This window comes from Streptomyces sp. NPDC044984, assembly GCF_040646935.1.
Classification (GTDB): Bacteria; Actinomycetota; Actinomycetes; order Streptomycetales; family Streptomycetaceae; genus Streptomyces.
The window spans coordinates 72,188-94,431 of sequence record NZ_JBEZBE010000029.1; the positions used below are offsets into that span (position 1 = coordinate 72,188).

The 22,244-nt window shown below is 73.8% G+C and carries 17 protein-coding genes and 1 riboswitch; of the genes, 7 read left to right on the forward strand and 10 right to left on the reverse strand.

The features are described 5' to 3' along the window. Positions 1-4 precede the first annotated feature (4 nt). The 9 genes from cobI to AB0A94_RS28075 all read right to left on the reverse strand — a co-directional run bounded on the left by cobI (position 5) and on the right by AB0A94_RS28075 (position 12,834). Positions 5-736, reverse strand: coding sequence for a precorrin-2 C(20)-methyltransferase (gene cobI / locus AB0A94_RS28035; RefSeq protein ID WP_217136106.1), 732 nt, complete (start codon positions 734-736; stop codon positions 5-7). After that, positions 733-2,193, reverse strand: a complete 1,461-nt coding sequence (locus tag AB0A94_RS28040; protein WP_361748678.1) for a cobyrinate a,c-diamide synthase — start codon at positions 2,191-2,193, stop codon at positions 733-735. The genes cobI and AB0A94_RS28040 overlap by 4 nt, the downstream gene beginning before the upstream one ends. Then, positions 2,187-2,786 carry a cob(I)yrinic acid a,c-diamide adenosyltransferase gene (cobO, locus tag AB0A94_RS28045; RefSeq protein WP_361748679.1) on the reverse strand — a complete coding sequence of 200 codons (600 nt, stop codon included), beginning with the start codon at positions 2,784-2,786 and terminating at the stop codon, positions 2,187-2,189. Before cobO ends, AB0A94_RS28040 begins: the two co-directional genes overlap by 7 nt. Continuing rightward, positions 2,786-4,804, reverse strand: coding sequence for a putative cobaltochelatase (locus AB0A94_RS28050; RefSeq protein WP_361748681.1), 2,019 nt, complete (start codon positions 4,802-4,804; stop codon positions 2,786-2,788). The genes cobO and AB0A94_RS28050 overlap by 1 nt, the downstream gene beginning before the upstream one ends. Next, the gene (cobN, locus tag AB0A94_RS28055) at positions 4,801-8,454 is read right to left on the reverse strand and encodes a cobaltochelatase subunit CobN (protein ID WP_361748682.1); all 3,654 of its coding nucleotides are present in this window, start codon (positions 8,452-8,454) and stop codon (positions 4,801-4,803) included. Before cobN ends, AB0A94_RS28050 begins: the two co-directional genes overlap by 4 nt. Further along, complete coding sequence (locus AB0A94_RS28060) at positions 8,451-9,962, reverse strand: cobyric acid synthase (RefSeq protein WP_361748683.1); 1,512 nt, start codon at positions 9,960-9,962, stop codon at positions 8,451-8,453. Before AB0A94_RS28060 ends, cobN begins: the two co-directional genes overlap by 4 nt. Continuing rightward, a complete protein-coding gene (locus AB0A94_RS28065) occupies positions 9,959-10,900 on the reverse strand; it encodes a cobalamin biosynthesis protein (protein ID WP_361748684.1) in 942 nt (313 codons plus the stop codon). Before AB0A94_RS28065 ends, AB0A94_RS28060 begins: the two co-directional genes overlap by 4 nt. A gap of 120 nt (positions 10,901-11,020) precedes the next feature. Next, positions 11,021-11,159: riboswitch (cobalamin riboswitch) on the reverse strand. 168 nt (positions 11,160-11,327) lie between these two features. Then, positions 11,328-11,549 carry a hypothetical protein gene (locus AB0A94_RS28070; RefSeq protein WP_217136093.1) on the reverse strand — a complete coding sequence of 74 codons (222 nt, stop codon included), beginning with the start codon at positions 11,547-11,549 and terminating at the stop codon, positions 11,328-11,330. A 31-nt stretch (positions 11,550-11,580) separates the two neighbouring features. Beyond that, on the reverse strand, positions 11,581-12,834 hold the full coding sequence (locus AB0A94_RS28075) for an inorganic phosphate transporter (RefSeq protein WP_361748685.1): 1,254 nt from the start codon (positions 12,832-12,834) through the stop codon (positions 11,581-11,583). 575 nt (positions 12,835-13,409) lie between these two features. Here AB0A94_RS28075 and AB0A94_RS28080 point away from each other — a divergent pair. The 6 genes from AB0A94_RS28080 (at position 13,410) to AB0A94_RS28105 (ending at position 20,735) form a co-directional block, all read left to right on the forward strand. Then, positions 13,410-14,156: a class II aldolase/adducin family protein gene (locus tag AB0A94_RS28080; RefSeq protein WP_361748686.1), complete on the forward strand. Its 747-nt coding sequence runs from the start codon at positions 13,410-13,412 to the stop codon at positions 14,154-14,156. A 233-nt stretch (positions 14,157-14,389) separates the two neighbouring features. Beyond that, positions 14,390-15,517: an alpha/beta fold hydrolase gene (locus AB0A94_RS28085; RefSeq protein ID WP_361748687.1), complete on the forward strand. Its 1,128-nt coding sequence runs from the start codon at positions 14,390-14,392 to the stop codon at positions 15,515-15,517. Positions 15,518-15,760: 243 nt separating this feature from the next. Continuing rightward, complete coding sequence (locus AB0A94_RS28090; RefSeq protein ID WP_361748717.1) at positions 15,761-17,191, forward strand: hypothetical protein; 1,431 nt, start codon at positions 15,761-15,763, stop codon at positions 17,189-17,191. A gap of 458 nt (positions 17,192-17,649) precedes the next feature. Continuing rightward, a complete protein-coding gene (locus AB0A94_RS28095; protein WP_217136087.1) occupies positions 17,650-19,248 on the forward strand; it encodes an ABC-F family ATP-binding cassette domain-containing protein in 1,599 nt (532 codons plus the stop codon). A gap of 355 nt (positions 19,249-19,603) precedes the next feature. Continuing rightward, entirely contained in the window at positions 19,604-19,825 is a 222-nt protein-coding gene (locus tag AB0A94_RS28100) for a helix-turn-helix domain-containing protein (RefSeq protein ID WP_016826854.1), read from the forward strand. 106 nt (positions 19,826-19,931) lie between these two features. Next, positions 19,932-20,735 carry an enoyl-CoA hydratase/isomerase family protein gene (locus AB0A94_RS28105; RefSeq protein WP_361748688.1) on the forward strand — a complete coding sequence of 268 codons (804 nt, stop codon included), beginning with the start codon at positions 19,932-19,934 and terminating at the stop codon, positions 20,733-20,735. 194 nt (positions 20,736-20,929) lie between these two features. On the opposite strand, the gene AB0A94_RS28110 is transcribed toward AB0A94_RS28105, so the two are convergent. After that, positions 20,930-21,655 carry a nucleopolyhedrovirus P10 family protein gene (locus tag AB0A94_RS28110; protein ID WP_361748689.1) on the reverse strand — a complete coding sequence of 242 codons (726 nt, stop codon included), beginning with the start codon at positions 21,653-21,655 and terminating at the stop codon, positions 20,930-20,932. Between the two features lie 86 nt (positions 21,656-21,741). Between AB0A94_RS28110 and AB0A94_RS28115 the strand changes: the two genes are divergently transcribed. Next, entirely contained in the window at positions 21,742-22,236 is a 495-nt protein-coding gene (locus AB0A94_RS28115; RefSeq protein WP_361748690.1) for an Asp23/Gls24 family envelope stress response protein, read from the forward strand. Positions 22,237-22,244 lie beyond the last annotated feature (8 nt).

The window sequence follows — 22,244 nt, forward strand, 5'->3', positions numbered from 1 at the left end:
CCGCTCACAGCTTGCCGCCCCGCCCGCCGTCCCGCCGCGGCGGCGCGATGAGCGTCGACAGATACGGCAGCGGCGCCCCGTCCAGCTCGGCGGCCGGCCGGACCGACTCCTCCGGCAGCCCGAGCGCCGACCCCCACACCGCGTCGCCGATCCGCCCGGTCTCCCGCAGCGCCTCGGCGACCTCACCGGCCTGCCGCCCGAACTTGTACGCGACGACGGTCCCGGGCCCGGCCAGCGCGTCCTTCAGCACGGCGGCCCCCGCGGTCACCGGAACCAGCGTGAGCGGCTCGGTCCCCTCGGTCAGCACGGCCCCGGAACGCGCCGCGAGCTCCTGCATGGCGGTGATCCCCGGAACGGTCTCGACGACGGTGTCCGGCACCAGCTCCACGATGGTCTGGGCGAGGTACGTGAACGTCGAGTACACGTTGGGGTCCCCGATGGTCGCGAAGGCGACGGACCCGTGCTCCCGCAGCAGCCCGGCGACCCGCTCACCGGCGGCGTCCCAGGCCGCCTCGCGCCGCGCCCGGTCGGTCCGCTCGTTCAGCGCGAACACCACCCGGACGACCTTCTCCGCGGGCGCGTAGTGCAGCACGGTCGCCTCGGCCCGCCCCCGCTCGCCGCTGTCCATCACCGGCACGACGACGACGTCCGCGGCCCGCAGCGCGTTGACCCCCTTGACGGTCACCAGCTCCGGATCCCCGGGCCCGACCCCCACCCCGATCAGCCTGCTGCTCATGATGTCCGGCACCTCTCCACGAACCGACGGGCGACACCGGGCTCGGACGCCCAGTGCGTGTGCAGATAGCTCGCGTGCACACCGCGCTCCACGAATCCCTCGACGCGCCGCTCGGGCGCCCGCATCCCCCAGGCGGGCCGCGCCCCGGCGCCGGGCTCGACGACGGTCCGGTGGAACTCGTGCCCCCGCATCCGCGTCCCGGCGGCGGCCAGCGCGCTGTCGCTCACGGCCACGGCGTCCCGGTAACCCAGGGTCAGCCGCTCCGACATCCGCGCGGAGGCGTCCAGCACCCCGCACATGGGCAGCCCGTCCAGCTCCCGGCACAGATACAGCAGCCCGGCACACTCGGCCGCGACGGGAGCCCCGCTCAGAGCCAGCTCGGCAACGGCCTTGCGCAACGACTCGTTGGCGGACAGCTCGGAGGCGTACACCTCGGGAAACCCGCCCCCGACGACCAGCCCGGCGGTCCCCTCGGGCAACTCCTCGTCCCGCAGGGGATCGAAGGTGACGACCTCGGCCCCGGCGGCGGTCAGCAACTCGGCATGCTCGGCATACGAGAACGTGAAGGCGCTCCCACCTGCGACGGCAACCCTCACAGCCCGTCCGGCACCATCCAGCCCGTCCGGCGTTCGAGGACGAGGCCCGTCCAGGGCCGAACGGGGGTCCGGGGGCAGAGCCCCCGGGGTCGGGAAGGGAAGGGGCGGCGGGGGCGAGGAAACCAGAGCCTCACCCGCATCCCAAGCCGCACAGGGCAACGCCCCCGCACTCCGCGCCAGCGCGACCAACGCCGACAGATCACACCCGGCGGCCACCTGCGCGGCCATCGCCGAAACGGCCTCGACAGCCAGGGAGCCCCGCTCGGCGACCGGCACCAGTCCCAGATGCCGCGACGGCGTCTCCACCCGCGCGGCCCGCCGCAGAACTCCCAGCACAGGAACCCCGACGGAGTCCAACGCCTCCCGCAACAACCCCTCGTGCCGGTCCGAGGCGACCTTGTTCAGGATCACGCCCCCGACCCGCACCTCCGGATCCCAGCTCACGAACCCGTGCACCAACGCCGCCACCGACCGCGACTGCGACGACGCGTCGACGACCAGCACGACCGGCGCCCGGAGCAGCTTCGCCACCTGCGCGGTCGACGCCAGCTCCCCTTCCCCCGCGGCCCCGTCGTACAGCCCCATCACACCCTCGACGACGGCGATGTCACACCCGTCCGCACCGTGCGCGAACAGCGGAGCCACCAGCTCCGGCCCGCACAGATACGCGTCGAGGTTCCGCCCCACCCGGCCGGTGGCCAGCGAGTGATACCCGGGATCGATGTAGTCGGGCCCCACCTTGTGCGGAGACACGGCGAACCCCCGCGCGGACAGCGCGGCCATCAACCCCGTGGCGACGGTGGTCTTGCCGCTCCCCGACGAGGGCGCGGCGATCACCAACCGGGGAACAGAGCTCACCACTCGATGCCCCTCTGCCCCTTCTGCCCGGCATCCATGGGGTGCTTCACCTTGGACATGTCGGTCACGAGGTCGGCGAACCCGACCAGCTTCTCCGGCGCGTTCCGCCCCGTGATCACCACGTGCTGCGTCCCCGGCCGCTCCCGCAGCACGGACACCACCTCGTCGGTGTCCACCCACCCCCAGTGCATCGGGTAGGCGAACTCGTCGAGCACGTACAGCCGGTACGTCTCGGCGGCGAGGTCCCGCTTGACCTGCTCCCAGCCCTCGCGGGCCTTCTCCTCGTTGTCCATCTGCGCGTCGCGCTGGACCCAGGACCAGCCCTCGCCCATCTTGTGCCAGTCGACGGTCCCGCCCTCACCGCTGGCACCCAGCACGCGCAGCGCGTTCTCCTCGCCGACCTTCCACTTCGCCGACTTGACGAACTGGAACACCCCGATCGGCCAGCCCTGGTTCCAGGCCCGCAGGGCGAGCCCGAAAGCAGCGGTCGACTTCCCCTTCCCGATGCCCGTGTGCACGACGACCAGCGGCCGGTTGCGCCGCTGCCGCGTCGTCAGCCCGTCATCGGGTACGACACTCGGCTGTCCCTTCGGCATTACGCGGCCCTCCTCGACGTCCCCTGCACATCCCTGACCAGCCCGGCGATCGAGTCGGCCCGCAACTCGTCCAGCGTCACGGCACTGCCGCCCAGCTCACCGGCGAGCCGCCCGGCGAGCCCCAGCCGCACCGGCCCCGACTCGCAGTCCACGACCACGGAGGCGACCCCCTCGGCCGCGAACAGCCGCGCCGCCCGCGAGGCCAGCGCGACCGGCTCCGGACCACCGGTCGCCCGCCCGTCGGTCACCACCACGACCAGCGCCCGCCGTGCCGGGTCCCGCAGCCGCTCCACCCGCAGCACGTCGTGCGCCTTGAGCAGCCCCGCCGCCAGCGGGGTCCGCCCACCGGTCGGCAGCGACTCCAGCCGGGCCGCCGCGGCGTCCACCGACGACGTGGGCGGCAGCGCCACATCGGCCGCCGACCCCCGGAAGGTCACCAGACCCACCTTGTCCCGCCGCTGGTAGGCGTCGAGCAGCAGCGACACCACGGCACCCTTCACGGCACTCATCCGCTGCCGCGCGGCCATGGACCCGGAGGCGTCCACGACGAACAGCACGAGGTTCGACTCACGCCCCTCGCGCGTGGCCTGCCGCAGATCGTCCCGGCGCACCACAAGACCCGGCCCGGACCGTCCCCGCGCCCGCTGGTGCGGCGCCGCGGCCCGGACAGTGGCGGCCAGGTGCAGCTTGGTCAGCGCACCGCCGGGCCGCCGCGCCCCCGTCGTCCGCCCGTGCTCGGTCCGCGCCCGCGACCGCCGCCCGGCGGCACCCTCACCGATGCCGGGCACGCTCAGCACCTTGGTACGGAACGGCTCGCCGGCACCCACCGGGGACCGCTCACCGGAGCCGGCACCCGCGGGCTGCTCGGCCTCCCCGGCTTCCCCGGCCTCGGCCGGAGCCTCCGCGTCACCACCGCCCTCCGGACTCTCCGGACCCTCCGGACCCTCCGCGGGAGGCTGCCCGCCACCCCCGTCGGGCCCGTCCGGGTCGGTGTCGGGATCGTCGTCGCCCCCGAACTCCTCCAGCGTCTCGTCGAGCTTGTCCTCGTCCAGACCGGGCGCGTCGAAGGGGTTCCGCCGCCGCCGGTGCGGCAGCGCCAGCAGCGCCGCCTGCCGCACGTCCTCGGCGAGCACGTCCGTCCGCCCGGCCCAGGCGGCCAGCGCGGTCGCCGTACGCGCCATCACGATGTCGGCCCGCATGCCGTCCACCTCGAACGCCGCGCAGGTCGCCGCGATCTGCCGCAGCGCCCCGTCGCCCAGCCGCACCGACGGCAGCAGCTCCCGCGCCGCCACGATCCGCGCCCGTACGGCGGCCTCCTCGTCGGCCCACCGAGCGGCGAAGGCCGCCGGGTCGTCGTCGTACGCGAGCCGCCGCCGTACGACCTCCACCCGCTGGTCGGGTTCGCGCGAGGCGGCCACCTCGACGGTCAGCCCGAACCGGTCGAGGAGCTGCGGCCGCAGCTCGCCCTCCTCGGGATTCATGGTCCCGACCAGCAGGAACCGCGCCGCGTGCCGTACGGAGACACCCTCGCGCTCGACGTACGAGGCACCCATCGCCGCCGCGTCCAGCAGCAGGTCGACCAGATGGTCATGAAGAAGATTGACCTCGTCGACGTACAGGATCCCCCGGTGCGCGTCGGCCAGCAGGCCGGGCTCGAACGCCTTCACGCCCTCCGCCAGCGCCCGCTCGATGTCGAGCGCGCCGACCAGCCGGTCCTCGGAGGCGCCGACGGGCAGTTCGACCATGCGGGCGGGCCGCGCGGCACCGCCGCCGGTTTCGTGCGGACCGTCGGGACAGGCCGGGTCCGGAGCCGAGGGATCACAGGAGAAGCGGCAGCCGGGCACCACGGCGACCTCCGGCAGCAGCGCCGAGAGCGCGCGGACCGCCGTCGACTTCGCCGTGCCCTTCTCGCCGCGCACCAGCACCCCGCCGACCGCCGGGGACACGGCGTTCAGCAGCAGCGCGAGCCGCAGGTCGTCCTGGCCGACGACGGCCGTGAACGGAAAGGGGGTGGTCACTGGTCGTCGCCCTCCAGATCGCCTTCGAGTTCCAGGTAGGTGGCGCGCAGCCGCTCCAGCGTGTCCGCGTCCGGCTCCGCCCACAGTCCGCGGTCGGCGGCCTCCAGCAGCCGCTCGGTGATGCCGCGCAGCGCCCAGGGGTTGGACTTCTTCATGAAGTCCCGGTTCTCCGCGTCGAAGACGTACTCGGCGCTGAGCTTCTCGTACATCCAGTCGTCCACGACCCCGGCCGTGGCGTCGTAGCCGAAGAGGTAGTCGACGGTCGCCGCCATCTCGAAGGCACCCTTGTAGCCGTGGCGCCGCATCGCCGCCATCCACCGCGGGTTGACCACGCGGGCCCGGAAGACCCGGTGCGTCTCCTCGCCCAGCGTCCGGGTCTTCACCTGGTCCGGGGTGGCCGAGTCACCGACGTACGCCTCCGGACTCGACCCCGTCAGGTGCCGCACCATGGCGACCATGCCGCCGTGGTACTGGAAGTAGTCGTCCGCGTCGACGAGGTCGTGTTCGCGCGTGTCGACGTTCTTCGCCGCCACCGCGATCCGCCGGAACGCCGTCTCCATGTCCCCGCGCGCCGCACGCCCGTCGAGCCCGCGCCCGTAGGCGTAGCCGCCCCAGACCGCGTACACCTCGGCGAGGTCCGCGTCCGACCGCCAGTTCCGCGCGTCGATCAGCGGCAGCAGGCCCGCCCCGTACGCCCCCGGCTTCGAGCCGAAGATGCGGGCCGTGGCCCGCCGCCGGTCGCCGTGCTCGGCGGTGTCCTGGTCGGCGTGGGCGCGAACGAAGTTCCGGTCGGCGGGCTCGTCCAGCTCCGCCACCGCCCGCACCGCGTCGTCGATCAGCCCCACCACGTGCGGGAACGCGTCCCGGAAGAACCCGGAGATGCGGACCGTGACGTCGATGCGCGGCCGGCCCAGCTCCTCCAGGCCGACCACCTCGAACCCGGTCACCCGCCGCGACGCGTCGTCCCACACCGGACGGCACCCCAGCAGCGCGAGGATCTCGGCGATGTCGTCGCCCTGGGTGCGCATCGCCGACGTGCCCCACACCGTCAGGCCCACGGACTTCGGGTACTCGCCCGTGTCCTGCAGGTACCGCTGCACCAGCGAGTCCGCGAGCGACTGCCCGACCTCCCAACTCAGCCTGGACGGGATCGCCTTGGGGTCGACGGAGTAGAAGTTCCGCCCGGTCGGCAGGACGTTGACCAGCCCGCGCGTGGGCGAGCCCGACGGCCCCGCCGGGACGTAACCGCCGTCCAGCGCCCGCAGGATGTGCCCGATCTCGTCCGTCGTCCGGGCCAGCCGGGGCACGACCTCCTCGCACGCGAACCGCACCACGGCCACCGCGTCGGGGAGTTCCGTGCCCAGCGCCTCCCGCACCAGCGCGGGGACCGCGTCGGCCGCCCAGCCGCGTTCCTCCATGCCCTCCGCGATCCGCCGGCACAGCCGCTCCAGCAGGTCGATCGCGTCGGCGCCGGTGCGCGCCGGGCCGTCCACCAGGTCCGTCAGCTCCACCGGCACCTTCACCGGCGCCCCCGGCTCGGCCAGCAGCTCCTTCTCCACCAGCCCGAAGTGCGCGGCCAGCGCCGCCCGCAGACCCGGCAGCGCGTTCGCCTGCCCGCCCCACACCTGCGAGGCGCGCAGCACCGCCAGGACGAGGTTCACGCGCGGCTCGCCGACCGGTCCGCCGCCGAGGACGTGCAGGCCGTCCCTGATCTGCACGTCCTTGATCTCGCACAGATAGCCGTCGATGTGCATGACGAACTCGTCGAAGTCGTCGTCGTCCGGCTGGTCGTCCACATGCAGGTCGTGGTGGAGCTCGGCGGCCTTCACCAGCGTCCAGATCTGCGCGCGCACCGCCGGTGCCTTCGCCGGGTCCAGGTCGGAGACCAGCGCGTACTCGTCGAGGAGCTGCTCCAGCTTCGCGAGATCGCCGTAGGTGTCGGCCCGTGCCATCGGCGGCACCAGGTGGTCGACCACCGTCGCGTGCCCGCGCCGCTTGGCCTGGGTGCCCTCGCCGGGGTCGTTCACGATGAACGGGTAGATCAGCGGCAGTTCGCCGAGCACCGCGTCCGGCGCGCACCCGGCGCTCAGCCCCAGCCCCTTGCCCGGCAGCCACTCCATCGTGCCGTGCTTGCCCATGTGCACGATCGCGTCGGCGCCGAAACTGTTCTCCAGCCAGCGGTACGCGGCCATGTAGTGGTGCGACGGCGGCATGTCGGGGTCGTGGTAGATCGCGATCGGGTTCTCCCCGAAACCGCGCGGCGGCTGGATCATCACCACGACGTTCCCGAACCGGAGCGACGCGAGGACGATGTCGTCCCCGTCGACGTACAGCGACCCCGGCGGCTCGCCCCACGCCTGACGCATCCCGTCCCGCAGCTCGGGATCCAGCTTCTCGAACCAGGCCCGGTAGTCCGCCAGCGGCACCCGCGCGGGCGCGGCGGCCAGCTGCTCCTCGGTCAGCCACTCGACGTCGTGCCCGCCGGCCTCGATCAGCCGGTGGATCAACTCGTCGCCGTTGTCGGGGTATTCGGTCAGGGCATAGCCCGCCTCCCGCAGCGCGTCCAGCACCCGCACCGCCGAGGCCGGGGTGTCGAGCCCCACCGCGTTGCCGACGCGCGAGTGCTTCGTCGGGTACGCGGTGAAGACCAGCGCGAGCTTCTTCTCCGCGTTCGGCTTGTGCCCCAGCCGGGCGTGCCGTACGGCGATCCCGGCCACCCGCGCGGCCCGCTCCGGGTCGGCGACGTACACCGGGACGTCGTCCGGGCCCTGCTCCTTGAAGGAGAACGGGACCGTGATCAGCCGGCCGTCGAACTCCGGGATGGCGACCTGCATCGCCGCGTCCATGGGGGACAGGGCGGCGTCGGACTCCTCCCACGCGGCGCGCGAGGACGTCAGGCACAGCCCTTGCAGCACCGGCACGTTCAGATCGGCCAGCGCCCCGATGTCCCAGGCCTCCTCGTCGCCGCCCGCCGACGCCTGCGAGGCGTGCGTGCCGCCGGCCGCCAGCACGGTGGCGACCAGGGTGTCGGCCTTCGCCAGCAGCTCGTACAGCTCCGGGTCGGCGCCGCGCAGCGAACCGCAGTAGACGGGGAGGGCGTTGGCGCCCCGCGCCTCGATCGCGTCGCACAGCGTGTCCACGAAGGCGGTGTTGCCGCTCAGTTCGTGGGCGCGGTAGAAGAGCACGCCGACGGTGGGACGGCCCTCGACCGCGGTCCGCTCCCCGTGCAGCCCGTACTCCGGCATCTTGCGCGGCTGTTCGAACCCCTCGCCGGTCAGCAGCACGGTGTCCGACAGGAAGCGGGCCAGTTCGGTCAGGTTCTCCGGGCCGCCCTCGACGAGGTACCGCAGCGCCTCCGCGACCACACCGGCCGGCACCGTCGACTCGGCCATGAGTTCCGCGTCCGGCACGGACTCCCCGCCCAGCAGCACCGCCGGGACGCCGGACGCCTTCAGCGCCGCGAGCCCGTCCTCCCAGGCGCGCTTGCCGCCCAGCAGCCGTACGACGGCGAGGTCCGCCCCGTCGAGCAGCGCGGGCAGCTCGTCCGCGACGTCCACGCGGGTCGGGTTGCCGATCCGGTAGGGGGCGCCGGAGGCACGGGCCGCCAGCAGGTCCGTGTCGGCGGTCGACAACAACAACACAGTGCTCATGCGGGCGCTCCCGGTGGGATGAAGGGCAGTCCTTGCGGCGCGCCGGACTCGATGAGCCGCCACAGCGCGTCCGTGTCCGCGTGCTGTTCGATCAGATCGCCGAGCCGGTCGAGCTGCTCCTCGCGCAGCGCGGCGAACGAGGTGTCGGGGGCCGGCACGAAGCGGCGGCCCGCGGCGGCGGCCACCTCGCGCAGGAAGGCCCGCCGGAAACCGTCCGACTCCAGTGAGCCGTGCCAGTGCGTGCCCCAGGTCTGTCCGACCCGGCAGCCGTCCAGGAAGGGTTCACCCCCTGTGACGTCGGCGACGCCGTGATGGATCTCGTACCCCTCGACGGGCTCCCCGAGGGCTTCGCCCGAGGGACGCGTGAGGGTCTTCTCCCGCGCGAACCGCACCCGCACGGGCAGCACCCCGAGGCCGTCCACGTGGCCCCGGCGGCTCTCCACGTCGTCCTCGATGTGCTCGCCGAGGACCTGGAAGCCCCCGCAGATCCCGAGCACGGGCCGCCCCTCGGCCGCCCGCCGCTCCAGCGCCTCCGCCAGCCCGCGCTCCCGCAGCCACTCCAGGGCCCGTACGGTCCCGCGGGTGCCCGGTACGACCACGAGGTCGGCGTCGACCAGCTCCTCGGGGCGGTCCACGAACCGCACCACGACGCCCGGTTCGGCGGCGAGCGCGTCCACGTCGGTGAAGTTGGACATCAGCGGCACCGCGCAGACGGCGACCCGCAGCACGTCCTCGCCGACCGGCGCGGCGACCACGGACTCCCGTACGGCGCCGCGCAGCGACACCCTGAGTCCGTCCTCCTCGTCGATGCCGAGGCCGTGCCGGAAGGGCAGCACGCCGTACGCGCGCCGTCCGGTCAGCCCGCGCAGCATCTCCAGGCCCGGTTCCAGCAGCGACACGTCGCCCCGGAACTTGTTCACCAGGAACCCGGCGACGAGCTCCTGGTCCTCGGGGGAGAGCAGGGCGACGGTGCCGAAGAAGGACGCGAAGACGCCGCCCCGGTCGATGTCGCCGACCACCAGGACCGGCAGTCCGGCACCCCGGGCGATCCCCATGTTCACGATGTCGGTGCGCCGCAGATTGATCTCGGCCGGGCTGCCGGCCCCCTCGCAGATCACCGCGTCATACGTGCCCCGCAACTGCTCCAGACAGTCCAGCACGGTGCCGAGGAGCCGCTGCTGCCGCCCGCCGTGGTACCCGCGTGCGCTCATCTCCCCGACCGGCCTGCCCAGCAGCACCACCTGGCTGGACTGCTCGCCGCCCGGCTTGAGCAGCACCGGGTTCATCAGCGCGGTCGGCTCGACCCGGCAGGCCTGGGCCTGCATGGCCTGTGCCCGCCCGATCTCGGCGCCCTCCCGGGTCACGAACGAGTTCAGCGACATGTTCTGCGCCTTGAACGGCGCGACCTTGACGCCCTGCCGCACCAGCCACCGGCAGATCCCGGCGGTCACGACGCTCTTGCCGGCGTCCGAGGTGGTCCCGGCGACCAGCAGACCCCCACCGCTCACGATGCACGTCCCTTCATGACGCTCCGCGCGAGGACGCAGGCCCCGAGCGCGAGCCAGGCGACCCGCCGCGAGAGCCGTACCGCCCGGTCGATGTCGGACACGGCGACGGCACGCCCGCCGCCGCCCAGCACGGGCCGGTGCTCGACCCGCCCGCCGTAGGAGAGGGTCCCGCCGAGCCGTACGCCGAGCGCGCCCGCGAAGGACGCCTCGACGGGCCCGGCGTTGGGGCTGGGATGCTTCGCCGCGTCCGCGCGCCACGCCCGCACGGCCCCGCGCGGGTCCGGTCCCGCGAGCGCGGCGAGTACGGCGGTCAGCCGCGCCCCGGGCCACCCGGCGACGTCGTCGAGGCGGGCGGAGGCCCAGCCGTAGCGGCGGTGACGGGGGGACTTGTGGCCGACCATCGCGTCCAGCGTGTTGACGGCCCGGAACCCGAGGAGGCCCGGCACCCCGGCGACGGCACCCCACACCAGCGCGCCCACCACGGCGTCGGAGGTGTTCTCGGCGACGGACTCGACCACCGCGCGGGCGATCCCGTCGGCGTCCAGCGCCTGCGGGTCCCGGCCGCACAGGTGCGGCAGCCGCGCCCGCGCCGCCTCGACGTCCCCGGCCTCCAGCGCCCGCCCGATGGTGCGGGCCTCCCGGGCCAGTGAGGTCCCGCCGACGACGGCCCAGGTGGCGACACCGGTCAGGGCGGCGGAGGCGGCGGGGGAGGAGCGTACGAGGCGTGCGGCGAGGCCGCCCAGCGCGACCGTTCCGCCGACGCACACGGCGGTGTGCAGCGCGCCCCGGCCCCGGTCGTCCCGCCACAGCACCCGTTCCACGGCAGCCGCGGCCCGCCCGAAAGCGGCGACCGGATGCCCCCGGCGGGGGTCGCCGAGCAGCAGGTCGCCGAGGAGGCCGGCGGCGGCGCCGTACGCGAACACGCGATCGGCACCCATGGGTCAGCCGGCCGAGGAACCGGAGGGGAGGGCCCCGGGAAGGGGCGGAGCGTCGCTGATCGACCTCGGCAGGCAGCCGCGCATGGCGTTATGTCCTCACTCAGGGTGTCCACGCCCTGGTTCGACGAGACCGGCGGTGAGAGTTCCTGGCTCCCGGGGTGTCTACCCCGGTGACAGTGGCGGGACCGCGCCGGAATCGCACCGGCTTCCTCTCCTGCCGCCGTAGTGGCTGAGGCAGTCCACCACGGCCCCGGAAGGGCCGTCAACTTGCCGTTGACCTGCGAGGCTGAAGTGTGCTGAGGCCCACAGAGGGGCTCCGGTGGGTGAACCGCAGGCGGGGGGTGCGCGGGCGGGGGCGCACACACGCGAGCGGGCGGTGCGGATGCCGAGGCACCCGCACCGCCCGCCGGACGGAGACGATCCGTGATCAGGCCATGATCAGGTAGATCCCGTACCCCACCGCCGCCGCGCACGCCGCGAAGCAGGCGTAGGCGGCGCTGACCGCCAGGGCCGCGGACTCGCCCTGCGCGGCGGCCCGCTCGCGGCGGGACAGGCCGTTGATGCCGAGGGTGAACAGACCCACCAGGGCCACGGTGACCACGAGGCTGACGCCGAAGACGGAACCGAGGGCCGCCCAGTCGATCTTCATGGTGTTCTTCTTCCTTCGTACCGGGACGCGGTCAGACGGTCGTCTTGGCCGACGGGGCCGCCGGGTCGATGGGGGCCGGGGCCGGGATGGTGGCCGAGAGGTCCTCGGCCACGGTGCCCGCCGGGGGCGGGGTGACGGCGGCCATGGCCGTGGTCACCACACCGGCCGGCTCCCCGTCGGCGCCGTCGTGGTCGTTGACGTTGGTGTGGTCGACGACCTCGCGCCGGGAGATCTTCCAGATCGCGGCGCTGGAGGTGATCAGGAAGACGGCCACGAGGGCGGTGCCCCAGTCGCCGAAGCCGCAGACCCACTCGGCGAGCGCCGCGACCAGGGCCGCGGCCGGCAGCGTCAGGCCCCAGGCGACGAACATCCGGGTGGCCGTCGACCAGCGGACGACACCGCCCTTGCGGCCCAGGCCCGCGCCCATCACGGAACCGGAAACGGAATGCGTGGTGGAGAGGGAGAAGCCGAGGTGCGAGGAGGCCAGGATGACCGTCGCGGCGCTGGTCTGGGCGGCGAAGCCCTGCTGCGGCTGGAGGTCGGTCAGGCCCTTGCCCATGGTGCGGATGATGCGCCAGCCGCCGAGGTAGGTGCCGAGCGCGATGGCGACGCCCGCGGAGAGGATGACCCACAGGGGCGGGTCGGAGTCGGGGGCGAGGGTGCCGCCGGCGACCAGGGCGAGGGTGATGATGCCCATCGTCTTCTGGGCGTCGTTGGTGCCGTGGGCCAGGGAGACCAGGCCCGCGGAGGCGATCTGTCCGGCGCGGTAGCCCTTCGCGGAGGCGTTGGCCTCGGCCTTCCGGCCCAGACGGTAGGTCAGCCGGGTGGCGAACAGCGCGGCGACTCCGGCCACCAGCGGGGCGGCGATCGCGGGGATCAGGACCTTGGTGACGAGGACGTCGCCGTGCACCGCGCCGAGGCCGGCGGAGGCGACGGTGGCGCCGATCAGACCGCCCATGAGGGCGTGCGAGGAGCTGGACGGCAGACCGACCAGCCAGGTCAGGAGGTTCCAGAGGATCGCACCGACCAACGCGGCGAAGATGACCTCGGGACGGATGCCGGACTCGTCGACGAGTCCTTTGGAGATCGTGTTGGCGACCTCCACCGAGAGGAAGGCGCCCACAAGGTTCAGTACGGCGGACATGGCCACCGCGACCTTGGGCTTGAGGGCACCGGTCGAAATGGTCGTCGCCATCGCGTTCGCGGTGTCGTGGAAACCGTTCGTGAAATCGAACGCGAGTGCGGTCACCACCACAATCGCGAGGATCAGCGAGAAGCTTTCCATTTACCCAGGCATTCGTTCGAGGTCATTGACTGGTTGAACGTAGGTAACCAGGGTGAACGGAAGATGAACTGGAATGGGCATCGTGGTGACCGTAAGAGGGGGCGGGCGCTCCGCCGGATGGCGCAGCCGCGCCGTGCCGTACGGGAGGCCCCGCGGCGCGGGCCTTCAGGCGCTCCGGGTGAACCTCTCCGTCCGGTCGAGTGAGCCGTCGAGGAGATCCTGGTCACCCGGAAGGGTGCCGCCGCCGTTGTCGTACTGCCGGAAGGTCCACGCCGGCCGGCCGGCGGCCGGTGAGCCGCCGGACCTCGTCGCTGAAGGACCGGATCCAGCCGGTCGGGCGGTGGGCGGGCGGCGGCCGCGGAGACGGGGCGGCGGTGTGTGCTCACGGGCCGTGTTTCCCCCGGAACGGCGACGTGGCGCACGGGAGGCCCGGACGCCGCTGGGAGATCGTCGAACGGCTGACGCTCTCCGGCCAAGGGGAACCGAGGGGGTACGTGCCGGTACGCACCCTTACGGAGGGTCGGCTTCCGGCCTGCGGCGCCCCGGGCCGGGGAGCCGCCTGGCAGGATCGCGGCATGGCTGAGCAGCGGCGGGACGGGCGGGAAGCGGGGGGCGCCGGAGGCGGCGCCCGGGACGTGGGGGAGACGCGGGGGAGACGTGTGCGCGAGGAGGAGGCGCGCGCCTGGGCGGACCTCGTCGGCACCGCGCGCCGGACCGTCGCCGACGGGCTCGTCGTCGGCACCTCCGGCAACGTCTCGGTGCGGGTCGGCGAGACCGTCCTGGTCACACCGTCGGGAGTGCCGTACGACCGGCTGACGCCGGACGACGTGACGGGCGTCGACCTCACCGGCCGGCAGGTCCTCGGCACGCTCGTCCCCACCAGCGAGCTGCCCATGCACCTGGCCGTCTACCGGACCACCGGCGCGCACGCCGTCGTGCACACGCACGCCGTGCACGCGACGGCCGTCTCCACGCTCCTCGACGAGCTGCCGCTGATCCACTACATGGCCGCGGCACTCGGCGGACCCGTCCGGGTCGCCCGCTACGCGACGTACGGCACGGACGAATTGGCCGAGAACATGCTCCGCGCCCTCGACGGCCGCACCGGCTGCCTCCTGCAGAACCACGGCACCGTCACCCACGGCACGACCCTCGCCCAGGCCTACGACCGCACGGCCCAGCTGGAGTGGATGTGCCGCCTCTGGCTGACCGCGTCCTCCGTCCCGGGCCTGTCCCCGCACCTGCTGACCCGGGAGCAGCTGACGGAGGTGGGGGAACGCCTGCGGGGCTACGGGCAGCGAACCAGCCCGTCCGGCGCTTGAGGGCGAGGCCCGCGGGGCCGATGGAGGTCCGGGGCGCAGCCCCGGGGACGACGGGGGTGCCTCCCGCTCGAGCGAAGCCGAGAGTGGGGGAGGGAAGGGGCGGCGGGGGCGAGACGCCCCACCCGCGGCCCCCGCCGGCGTGCCCGTCTCCCGCGGCCGGACGGGACCTGCCGACCGGCCGGCCGTGTGGTGCCCACTGGCCGGGTACACGTTCCGCCATGACACTGGAGAACGTGCGCACTGCCAGAGCGACGGCCGCCGCCGTCACCGCCGTGATAGGGGCCGGCGCCGCCGCGGTGGCCGCCGGCCGGTTCGCCAGCGACGCCGCGCTCAGGACGCCCCCGGGCGGCCCCCTGCCCACCGAACCCGGACTCACCGTCCACGCCACCGCCGCCGGTCAGATCGCCCTCACCAGGGACCTCGCCACCCTGCGGCCCGGACGCCACGGCCTCAGCGGAGACGGTTTCCACGCGGTCGTCGGACCCGTACTGCCCGGCACCCCGGACTCCGCCGACACCGTCGTGCGCCGCCTCGAACGCGTCACGTACGGCACCCTGGAGCCCGGCGACCGCGCCTGGCTCACCCCGAACCTGTACGTCGGCGACCCGGGCGGCGCCCTCGGCCTGGACCACACCGACCTCGAGGTCCCCGGCGAACTCGGCCCCCTGCCCGCATGGTTCGTGCCGGGTGCCCGGGACACCTGGGTGGTCGCCGTCCACGGCCTCGGCACCACCCGGGAACACACCATGAACCTCATGGAGTTCCTGCACCGCCACCGCTTCCCGGTGCTCGCCCCCGCCCACCGGGGCGACCCCGGCGCGCCGCGCTCCCCGGACGGCCTCAGCCACCTCGGCGAGACCGAGTGGCGCGACCTCGACGCGGTGCTCCACCACGCCGTGGACTCCGGCGCCCGGCAGGTCGTCCTGTACGGCTGGTCCACCGGAGCGGCCATGGCGCTGCGCGCCGCCGCCCGCTCCGAGGTGCGCGCACGCGTCGCCGGTCTCGTCCTCGACTCCCCGGTGCTCAACTGGGAGGCGACCCTGCGCGCCCTCGCCGCGGCCCGGCACACCCCGGGCGTGCTGCTGCCGCTCGCGGTCCGCGCCGCCCAGGGCCGCACGGGCCTGTACGGCGACCGCAGGCCCGGCGCCGTCCACCTGGACCGGATCGCGGTCCCCACGCAGATCTTCCACGGCCCCGACGACACGGTGGCGCCGTGGCGGTTCTCCCGCCGCCTCGCCGCCGACCACCCGAACACCATCACCCTGCACACCGTCAGGGGCGCCCCGCACGGCGCGATGTGGAACGCCGACCCGGGGGCCTACGAGGAGGCGCTGCGGCGCTTCCTCACCCCGCTGATGTGACCGCCCGGAGGGAGCACCGGACAGCCGGTGCCGGAGATTCCGTTTATGGCCGTACCAGTGGCCTGAATCCCTCCCGCGACCCCGTCCGGAGCCGAGGCGCGAGCCGTCCCGGAACCCCCGTCGACATTCCGTTTGGGTTTTCGGACCGTCAACCGCGAGACTGCATCCGTGACGTCCCGTATCCCGCGCGACTCCAGGCTCCGACTCGTCCGCCCGCGACCCCTGGCCGCCGCCCCCAGAGCGATGAACCAGCGGCGCTCGCGCCGCCCCGCGCCACGCCCCCCGGAGGGCACGCCGGCACCGGCGGAGCTGGCCAGAATGGCACGCTCCGGTCTGGCCGCCGCGGCCCGCGTCGCCCGCTGGGCCGACGCCGCCCTCGGCCCCGGCGGGGACAGCGCCACCGCCGACGGCAAGGCCACCCTCTCCGACGCGACCGCCGAACGGGCGGCCCGCGCCCTGGACCTGACCCCCGCTCAGGTCCGCGCCGACTGGGACACCGCCCGCCTGGCCGGCCTCATCGAGGTGCACGGCGACAGCGCCCGCCCGGGCTGGCGGCTGCGCGCCTGGGACCGCGACGACAGTGCCGTGCTGCGCGGCTGGGTCGCCCTCTGCGACGCCTGGTCGCTCGCCCATCCGGAACCCGAGGAGTACGAGGCCGCCGCCGTCGCCGAGGTCGTCACGGCCATGCCGCAGGTCCTCTCCTTCCTCCAGCTCTCCGCCGGCCCGGTCCCCGTGTCCCAGCTCCTCGACCTCCTCCAGCAGCGGGTCACCGAACTCCGCACGGAACGCTGCGAGGTCGACTACGCTCCACCGCCCGAGGCCTCCCGGTCGTCCGACGCGCCGGGACCGGACACGTCCCAAGCCGCCGGGGCCCGGTCCGGGCCCGGGGCCGAGCCCAGACCCAGGGTGCCGCTCCAGCGGCCCCGGCCCGCGCTCGCCGCGCCCGCCGCCGACGCCCCGCTCGAGCCGCTGCTCGACTGGGCGCTGCGCGCCCTCGCCTCCGTCGGGGCCCTCACCTACGGCGACGGGCAGGCCACGCTCACCCCGCTCGGCAGCTGGGCGGTGTGGGTCAAGCTGGAGCAGATCTGCGTCGCCGCGCAGAGCCCCGCCGGGAACATCGAGCAGGGCGCCGAGGACATGCTGCGCGGCTGCGCCCAGCTGCGCCCCAACGCGGCCCGCGCCGAATACCGAGCCTGGCTCGCCGCCCGGCCGGTCGGCAGTGCCGTCACGGAGCTGATCGACGCCGCCCGGGGCGAGGACGCCCTGCTGCGCGGCCTCGCCTTCGAGGCGCTGCGCGTGGTCGGCGCCCCCGCCGAGCCCGAGGTCCGCACCGTGCTCGACGAGCCGACGCTGCGGCCGTACGCCCTGCTGTGGCTCGCCGAGCACGACGGCGCCGACCCCGAGGACGCCCACGAGGTCCTCACCCGCGAGGAGGCCACCTGGCTGTGGGTGGACACCGCGGCCGCCGTCGCCGACCACGGCGAGGCCCCGCTGCTGGTCCGCCATCTGGAGTCCGCGGTCCAGCCGACCGTCCCCGCGCTGCTCACCGAGGTACGCGCCGTCGGCCACCCGCGCACCGTCCAGGTCCTGGTCGCCCTGGCCGCCGCCCACCCCGACCCGGCCCTGGCCAAGGCGGTCCGGCGGGCCGCCTTCCAGGTGCACCGGGGCGGCTGACCGGGCTCCGCCCCGGAACCGGGGCTCCGGGCCCCGCCGCGGGCGCGGCGCCGGAGCCCCGGACACCGCCCTCGAGACGGCGGGCCGCGGTCCGCGGGTCGCCGTCTCGAGGGAGCCGTGCCCCCGGTCCGCCGGGGACACCGGGATCCCCGCGCCCCGGCCCACCGTGCGCCGGTGGTGCGCGTCGGCGTCGTCCACGACGGCGCACACCCCGGCCGGGCCCGCGCCCTCCACCGTCGCGTCGAACACCCTGCCGCGCCCCTCCGCGCCCGGCGTCACCGCGCCGTCCCCGCCCTCGTGCGCCGGCCGCTGACGACCGCCGGGCACACCCGCACCCAGAAAAAGTGGTTGCACGGCCCCGTTAGAATGGCTCGCATGGCCATTCTCCTCGCGCATTAGACGGCGGGAACGTCCTCAGCCGCCCACCGCCACCCCGATACCCGCCCAGGAGTCTGTCCGTGATCTCCGCCTCCGGCATCGAGCTGCGCGCCGGTGCCCGCGTCCTCATCGAAAGCGCCACCTTCCGCGTCGCCAAGGGCGACCGCATCGGCCTCGTCGGCCGCAACGGCGCAGGCAAGACCACTCTCACCAAGGTCCTCGCCGGCCAGGGCATCCCCGCCGCCGGCAACGTCACCCGCTCCGGCGAGGTCGGCTACCTGCCCCAGGACCCCCGCACCGGCGACCTCGACGTCCTCGCCCGCGACCGCATCCTCTCCGCCCGCGGCCTCGACGTGCTGATCCGCAAGATGCGCGAGAACGAGCAGCGCATCGCCAACGGCCAGGGCGCCACCCGCGAGAAGGCGCTCAAGCAGTACGAGCGCCAGGAGACCGAGTTCCTCACCAAGGGCGGATACGCCGCCGAGGCCGAGGCCGCCACCATCGCCGCCGCGCTCAACCTGCCCGACCGCGTGCTCGGCCAGCCCCTGCACACCCTCTCCGGCGGTCAGCGCCGCCGCGTCGAGCTCGCCCGCATCCTGTTCTCCGACGCGGACACCCTGCTCCTCGACGAGCCGACCAACCACCTCGACGCCGACTCGATCGTCTGGCTGCGCGACTACCTGAAGACCTACCGCGGCGGCTTCATCGTGATCTCCCACGACGTCGACCTGGTCGAGACGGTCGTCAACAAGGTGTTCTACCTGGACGCCAACCGCGCCACGATCGACGTCTACAACATGGGCTGGAAGCTCTACCAGCAGCAGCGCGAGGCCGACGAGAAGCGCCGCCGGCGCGAGCGGCAGAACGCCGAGAAGAAGGCCGCCGCGCTCAACGCGCAGGCCGACAAGATGCGCGCCAAGGCCACCAAGACGGTCGCCGCGCAGAACATGGCCCGCCGCGCGGAGAAGCTGCTGTCCGGCCTGGAGGAGGTCCGCCAGTCCGACAAGGTGGCCAAGCTGCGCTTCCCCGAGCCCTCGCCCTGCGGCAAGACCCCGCTGATGGCCGAGGGCCTGTCGAAGTCGTACGGCTCCCTGGAGATCTTCACCGACGTCGACCTGGCCATCGACAAGGGATCCCGGGTCGTCATCCTCGGCCTCAACGGCGCCGGCAAGACCACCCTGCTGCGGCTCCTGGGCGGTGTCGAACAGCCGGACACCGGCGCCGTCGTCCCCGGCCACGGCCTCAAGCTCGGCTACTACGCCCAGGAGCACGAGACCCTCGACCCCGACCGCACGGTCCTGGAGAACATGCGCTCCGCCGCGCCCGACATGGACCTCGTCGAGGTCCGCAAGGTGCTCGGCTCGTTCCTGTTCTCCGGCGACGACGTGGACAAGCCGGCCGGTGTCCTCTCCGGCGGCGAGAAGACCCGTCTGGCGCTGGCGACCCTCGTGGTCTCCTCGGCGAACGTGCTGCTGCTCGACGAACCGACCAACAACCTCGACCCGGCCAGCCGCGAGGAGATCCTCGGCGCGCTGCGCACGTACAAGGGCGCGGTCGTCCTCGTCACGCACGACGAGGGTGCCGTCGAGGCGCTCCAGCCGGAGCGGATCATCCTGCTGCCGGACGGCGTCGAGGACCTGTGGGGCGCCGACTACGCGGATCTGGTCGCCCTCGCCTGAGAGAAGTCAGCCGGGGTTGATCGAAAAGGTGATCCACTGCGTATGGATCATTCGGCCCATCGGTGATCCATCATTCGTGTGAGATCTCCTCATCCCGAGGTGTGTCCTACACGGATTTCACGGCCGAGCTCCCGGCGTACCGGGGCTCGGCCGTCGCGCCTTTCTGACCTGGCACTTCATGGAAGGACCCGTTCGGAGGTACCACCGGCACACTGCGGAATTCTTGATTCCGTATGTGGGGATGCGCTCCCGTCGTCACAACCTTGTCTCACGGACCTTGCCGAATGGGTGGCCATGAGGGCCGGGAGGGGTGATCATGAGGAGACCAGAGCGCACTTCCCATGAGGAGGCACGGGTGGCCGAGACTCTGAAGAAGGGCAGCCGGGTGACCGGCGCCGCGCGCGACAAGCTCGCGGCAGACCTGAAGAAGAAGTACGACGCCGGTGCGAGCATCCGGGCGTTGGCCGAGGAGACCGGCCGCTCGTATGGCTTCGTGCACCGCATGCTCAGCGAATCGGGCGTCACGCTGCGAGGGCGTGGCGGGGCGACACGGGGCAAAAAGGCTCCTACGGCCTGACCTCAGGCGCCCCGCTCTCCCGATGGTGGCCACCCGGTCGGCCGACTGACCGGCCGGGTGGTTACTGTGCAGTCACTTGGATGACCGCACCCATCGGAGGCGCCCCATGGCTTCGTCCGCCCAGGACCTCGGTCCCGTACTCGACAAGGACGGCGTACGGCTCACCGTCGACGACGCGATCGCCACGGTGACGCTGACCAACCCGGCCAAGCGCAACGCGCAGAGCCCCGCTCTGTGGCGGGCGCTGACCGAGGCGGGTCGGCTGCTGCCCGGCTCCGTCCGGGTCGTGGTGCTGCGCGGGGAGGGCAAGTCCTTCTCCGCCGGGCTCGACCGGCAGATGTTCACGCCCGAGGGTATCGAGGGCGAGCCGTCGTTCGTCGACCTGGCGCGTCGCGACGACGCCACGCTGGACGCGACCATCGCCGAGTACCAGGAGGCGTTCACCTGGTGGCGGCGCAGCGACATCGTGTCCGTCGCGGCTGTCCAGGGGCACGCCATCGGGGCCGGGTTCCAGCTGGCCCTCGCCTGTGACCTGCGCGTCGTCGCGGACGACGTGCAGTTCGCCATGCGCGAGACCAGCCTCGGTCTCGTCCCCGACCTGACCGGTACGCATCCGCTGGTCGGCCTCGTCGGATACGCCCGCGCGCTGGAGATCTGCGTGACCGGGCGCTTCGTCACGGCCGAGGAGTCCGTGAGCACCGGCCTGGCCAACCTCGCCGTGCCCGCGGCCGACCTGGACGCGGCGGTCCAGGACCTCGCCGCGGCGCTGCTGGCCGCCCCCCGGGACGCCGTCATCGAGACCAAGTCCCTGCTCCGCGGCGCCCAGAACCGCACCTACGACGAACAACGCACCGCCGAACGGGCATCCCAGTCCCGCCGCCTCCGCGACCTGGCCGGCCTCGGCGAATAGTCCCGTTCCCGCGGGCAGTCGTGCCTCCCCCGGTGCCTTAAGGGCCTGGGAGGTGCCCCCAGGGCGATGGGGGTCCCCCGCCCGAGCGCAGCCGAGAGCGGGGGAGGCACCCCGTAAGCGCCGGGCCGCGCGACCACCCCCGCCCCGCACCGGCGCGGCGCAGCGGGAAACCCCCTCACCAGCCGGGGCCCCGGTCAGTCGACCGCTGTGATCAGCACGGCCACCGTGGGCCCACCCGGCAGAGCGGACGCCACCGCCGAACGAACCCCCCGAGCCACCTCCAGCGGACGGGCATCCGCCACGACCGCGAGTTCCACACGCACGTGACGGCGGGACAGCGCGTTCTCACCCGGATGCTCGGCCAGGTGCACGGACCGCCCGAGCGCACCCGCCAACCGGCTCACCCCCGGCACGGCGCGCGCCGCCACCGCGACACGCCCCGCCTCGGAGCCGGGATCCGACAGCTCGGACACCGCCTCCCGCCCCGGCCCCGCAACCGGCTCGGCAACCGGCCCCGGCTCCGCATCCAGCAACTCCGTCACCCGCAGATCCACCGACGTGACGGACAACCCGACCCGCTCCACCGCCGCTTCCGCCAGCACCGCCCGCAGCCGCGACGCCGTCACCGGCACCGGCGCCGCCGTGGCCGCGAACTCGACGGCCAGCCGCAACGGCCCCGGCGGCAGCGCGCTCGGCGGAGGCGGCACGACCGGCTCGCCCGTCGCCGCCCCCGGATCGGCGAGCCCGATCCGCACACCGTCCAGGCGTACACCCGGCGCATCCCGTACCACCGCGCGCCGCAGGACCGCCTCCGCCGCCCGCTCCGTGATCCACGCGCCGTCGCGCGGTCCCCCCAGGGGCAGGATCCTGCCCAGCCCCACCTGGTGCCGCACCGCCCGAGTCCACCGGTCCGCCGTCATTCCTCCAGCCTGACGCATCTCCGGCGCAATTTCGGGCAACCGCGCATACGGTGGTCGAAAGAGGACGATCGAAGGGATATACGGCGATGACCGACATGACCGAGGGAGGCCCGGTACGGGCCCCCGACCCGGAGAAGAACCTCTTGGAGACCTCCCACCGCAGGAGCCAGGGAGCACGGCGCGGCGGCGGTGACCCCGCGACCCGTGGCCGTACCACCATCGCCGACGGTGTCGTGGAGAAGATCGCGGGGCTGGCCGCGCGGGACGTGCTCGGCGTGCACGCCATGGGCAGCGGCCTGTCACGGACCTTCGGCGCCGTGCGCGACCGGGTGCCCGGCGGCTCGAAGTCGGTGACGCGCGGCGTGAAGGCCGAGGTCGGCGAGTTGCAGACCGCGCTCGACCTGGAGATCGTCATCGACTACGGCGTGTCCATCGCCGACGTCGCCAGGGCCGTACGGGAGAACGTCATCGCGGCGGTCGAGCGGATGACCGGCCTGGAGGTCGTCGAGGTCAACATCGCGGTGAGCGACGTGAAGCTGCCCGAGGAGGAGGACGAGGAGCCGGAGCCCCGTCTTCAGTGAGGTTCGGT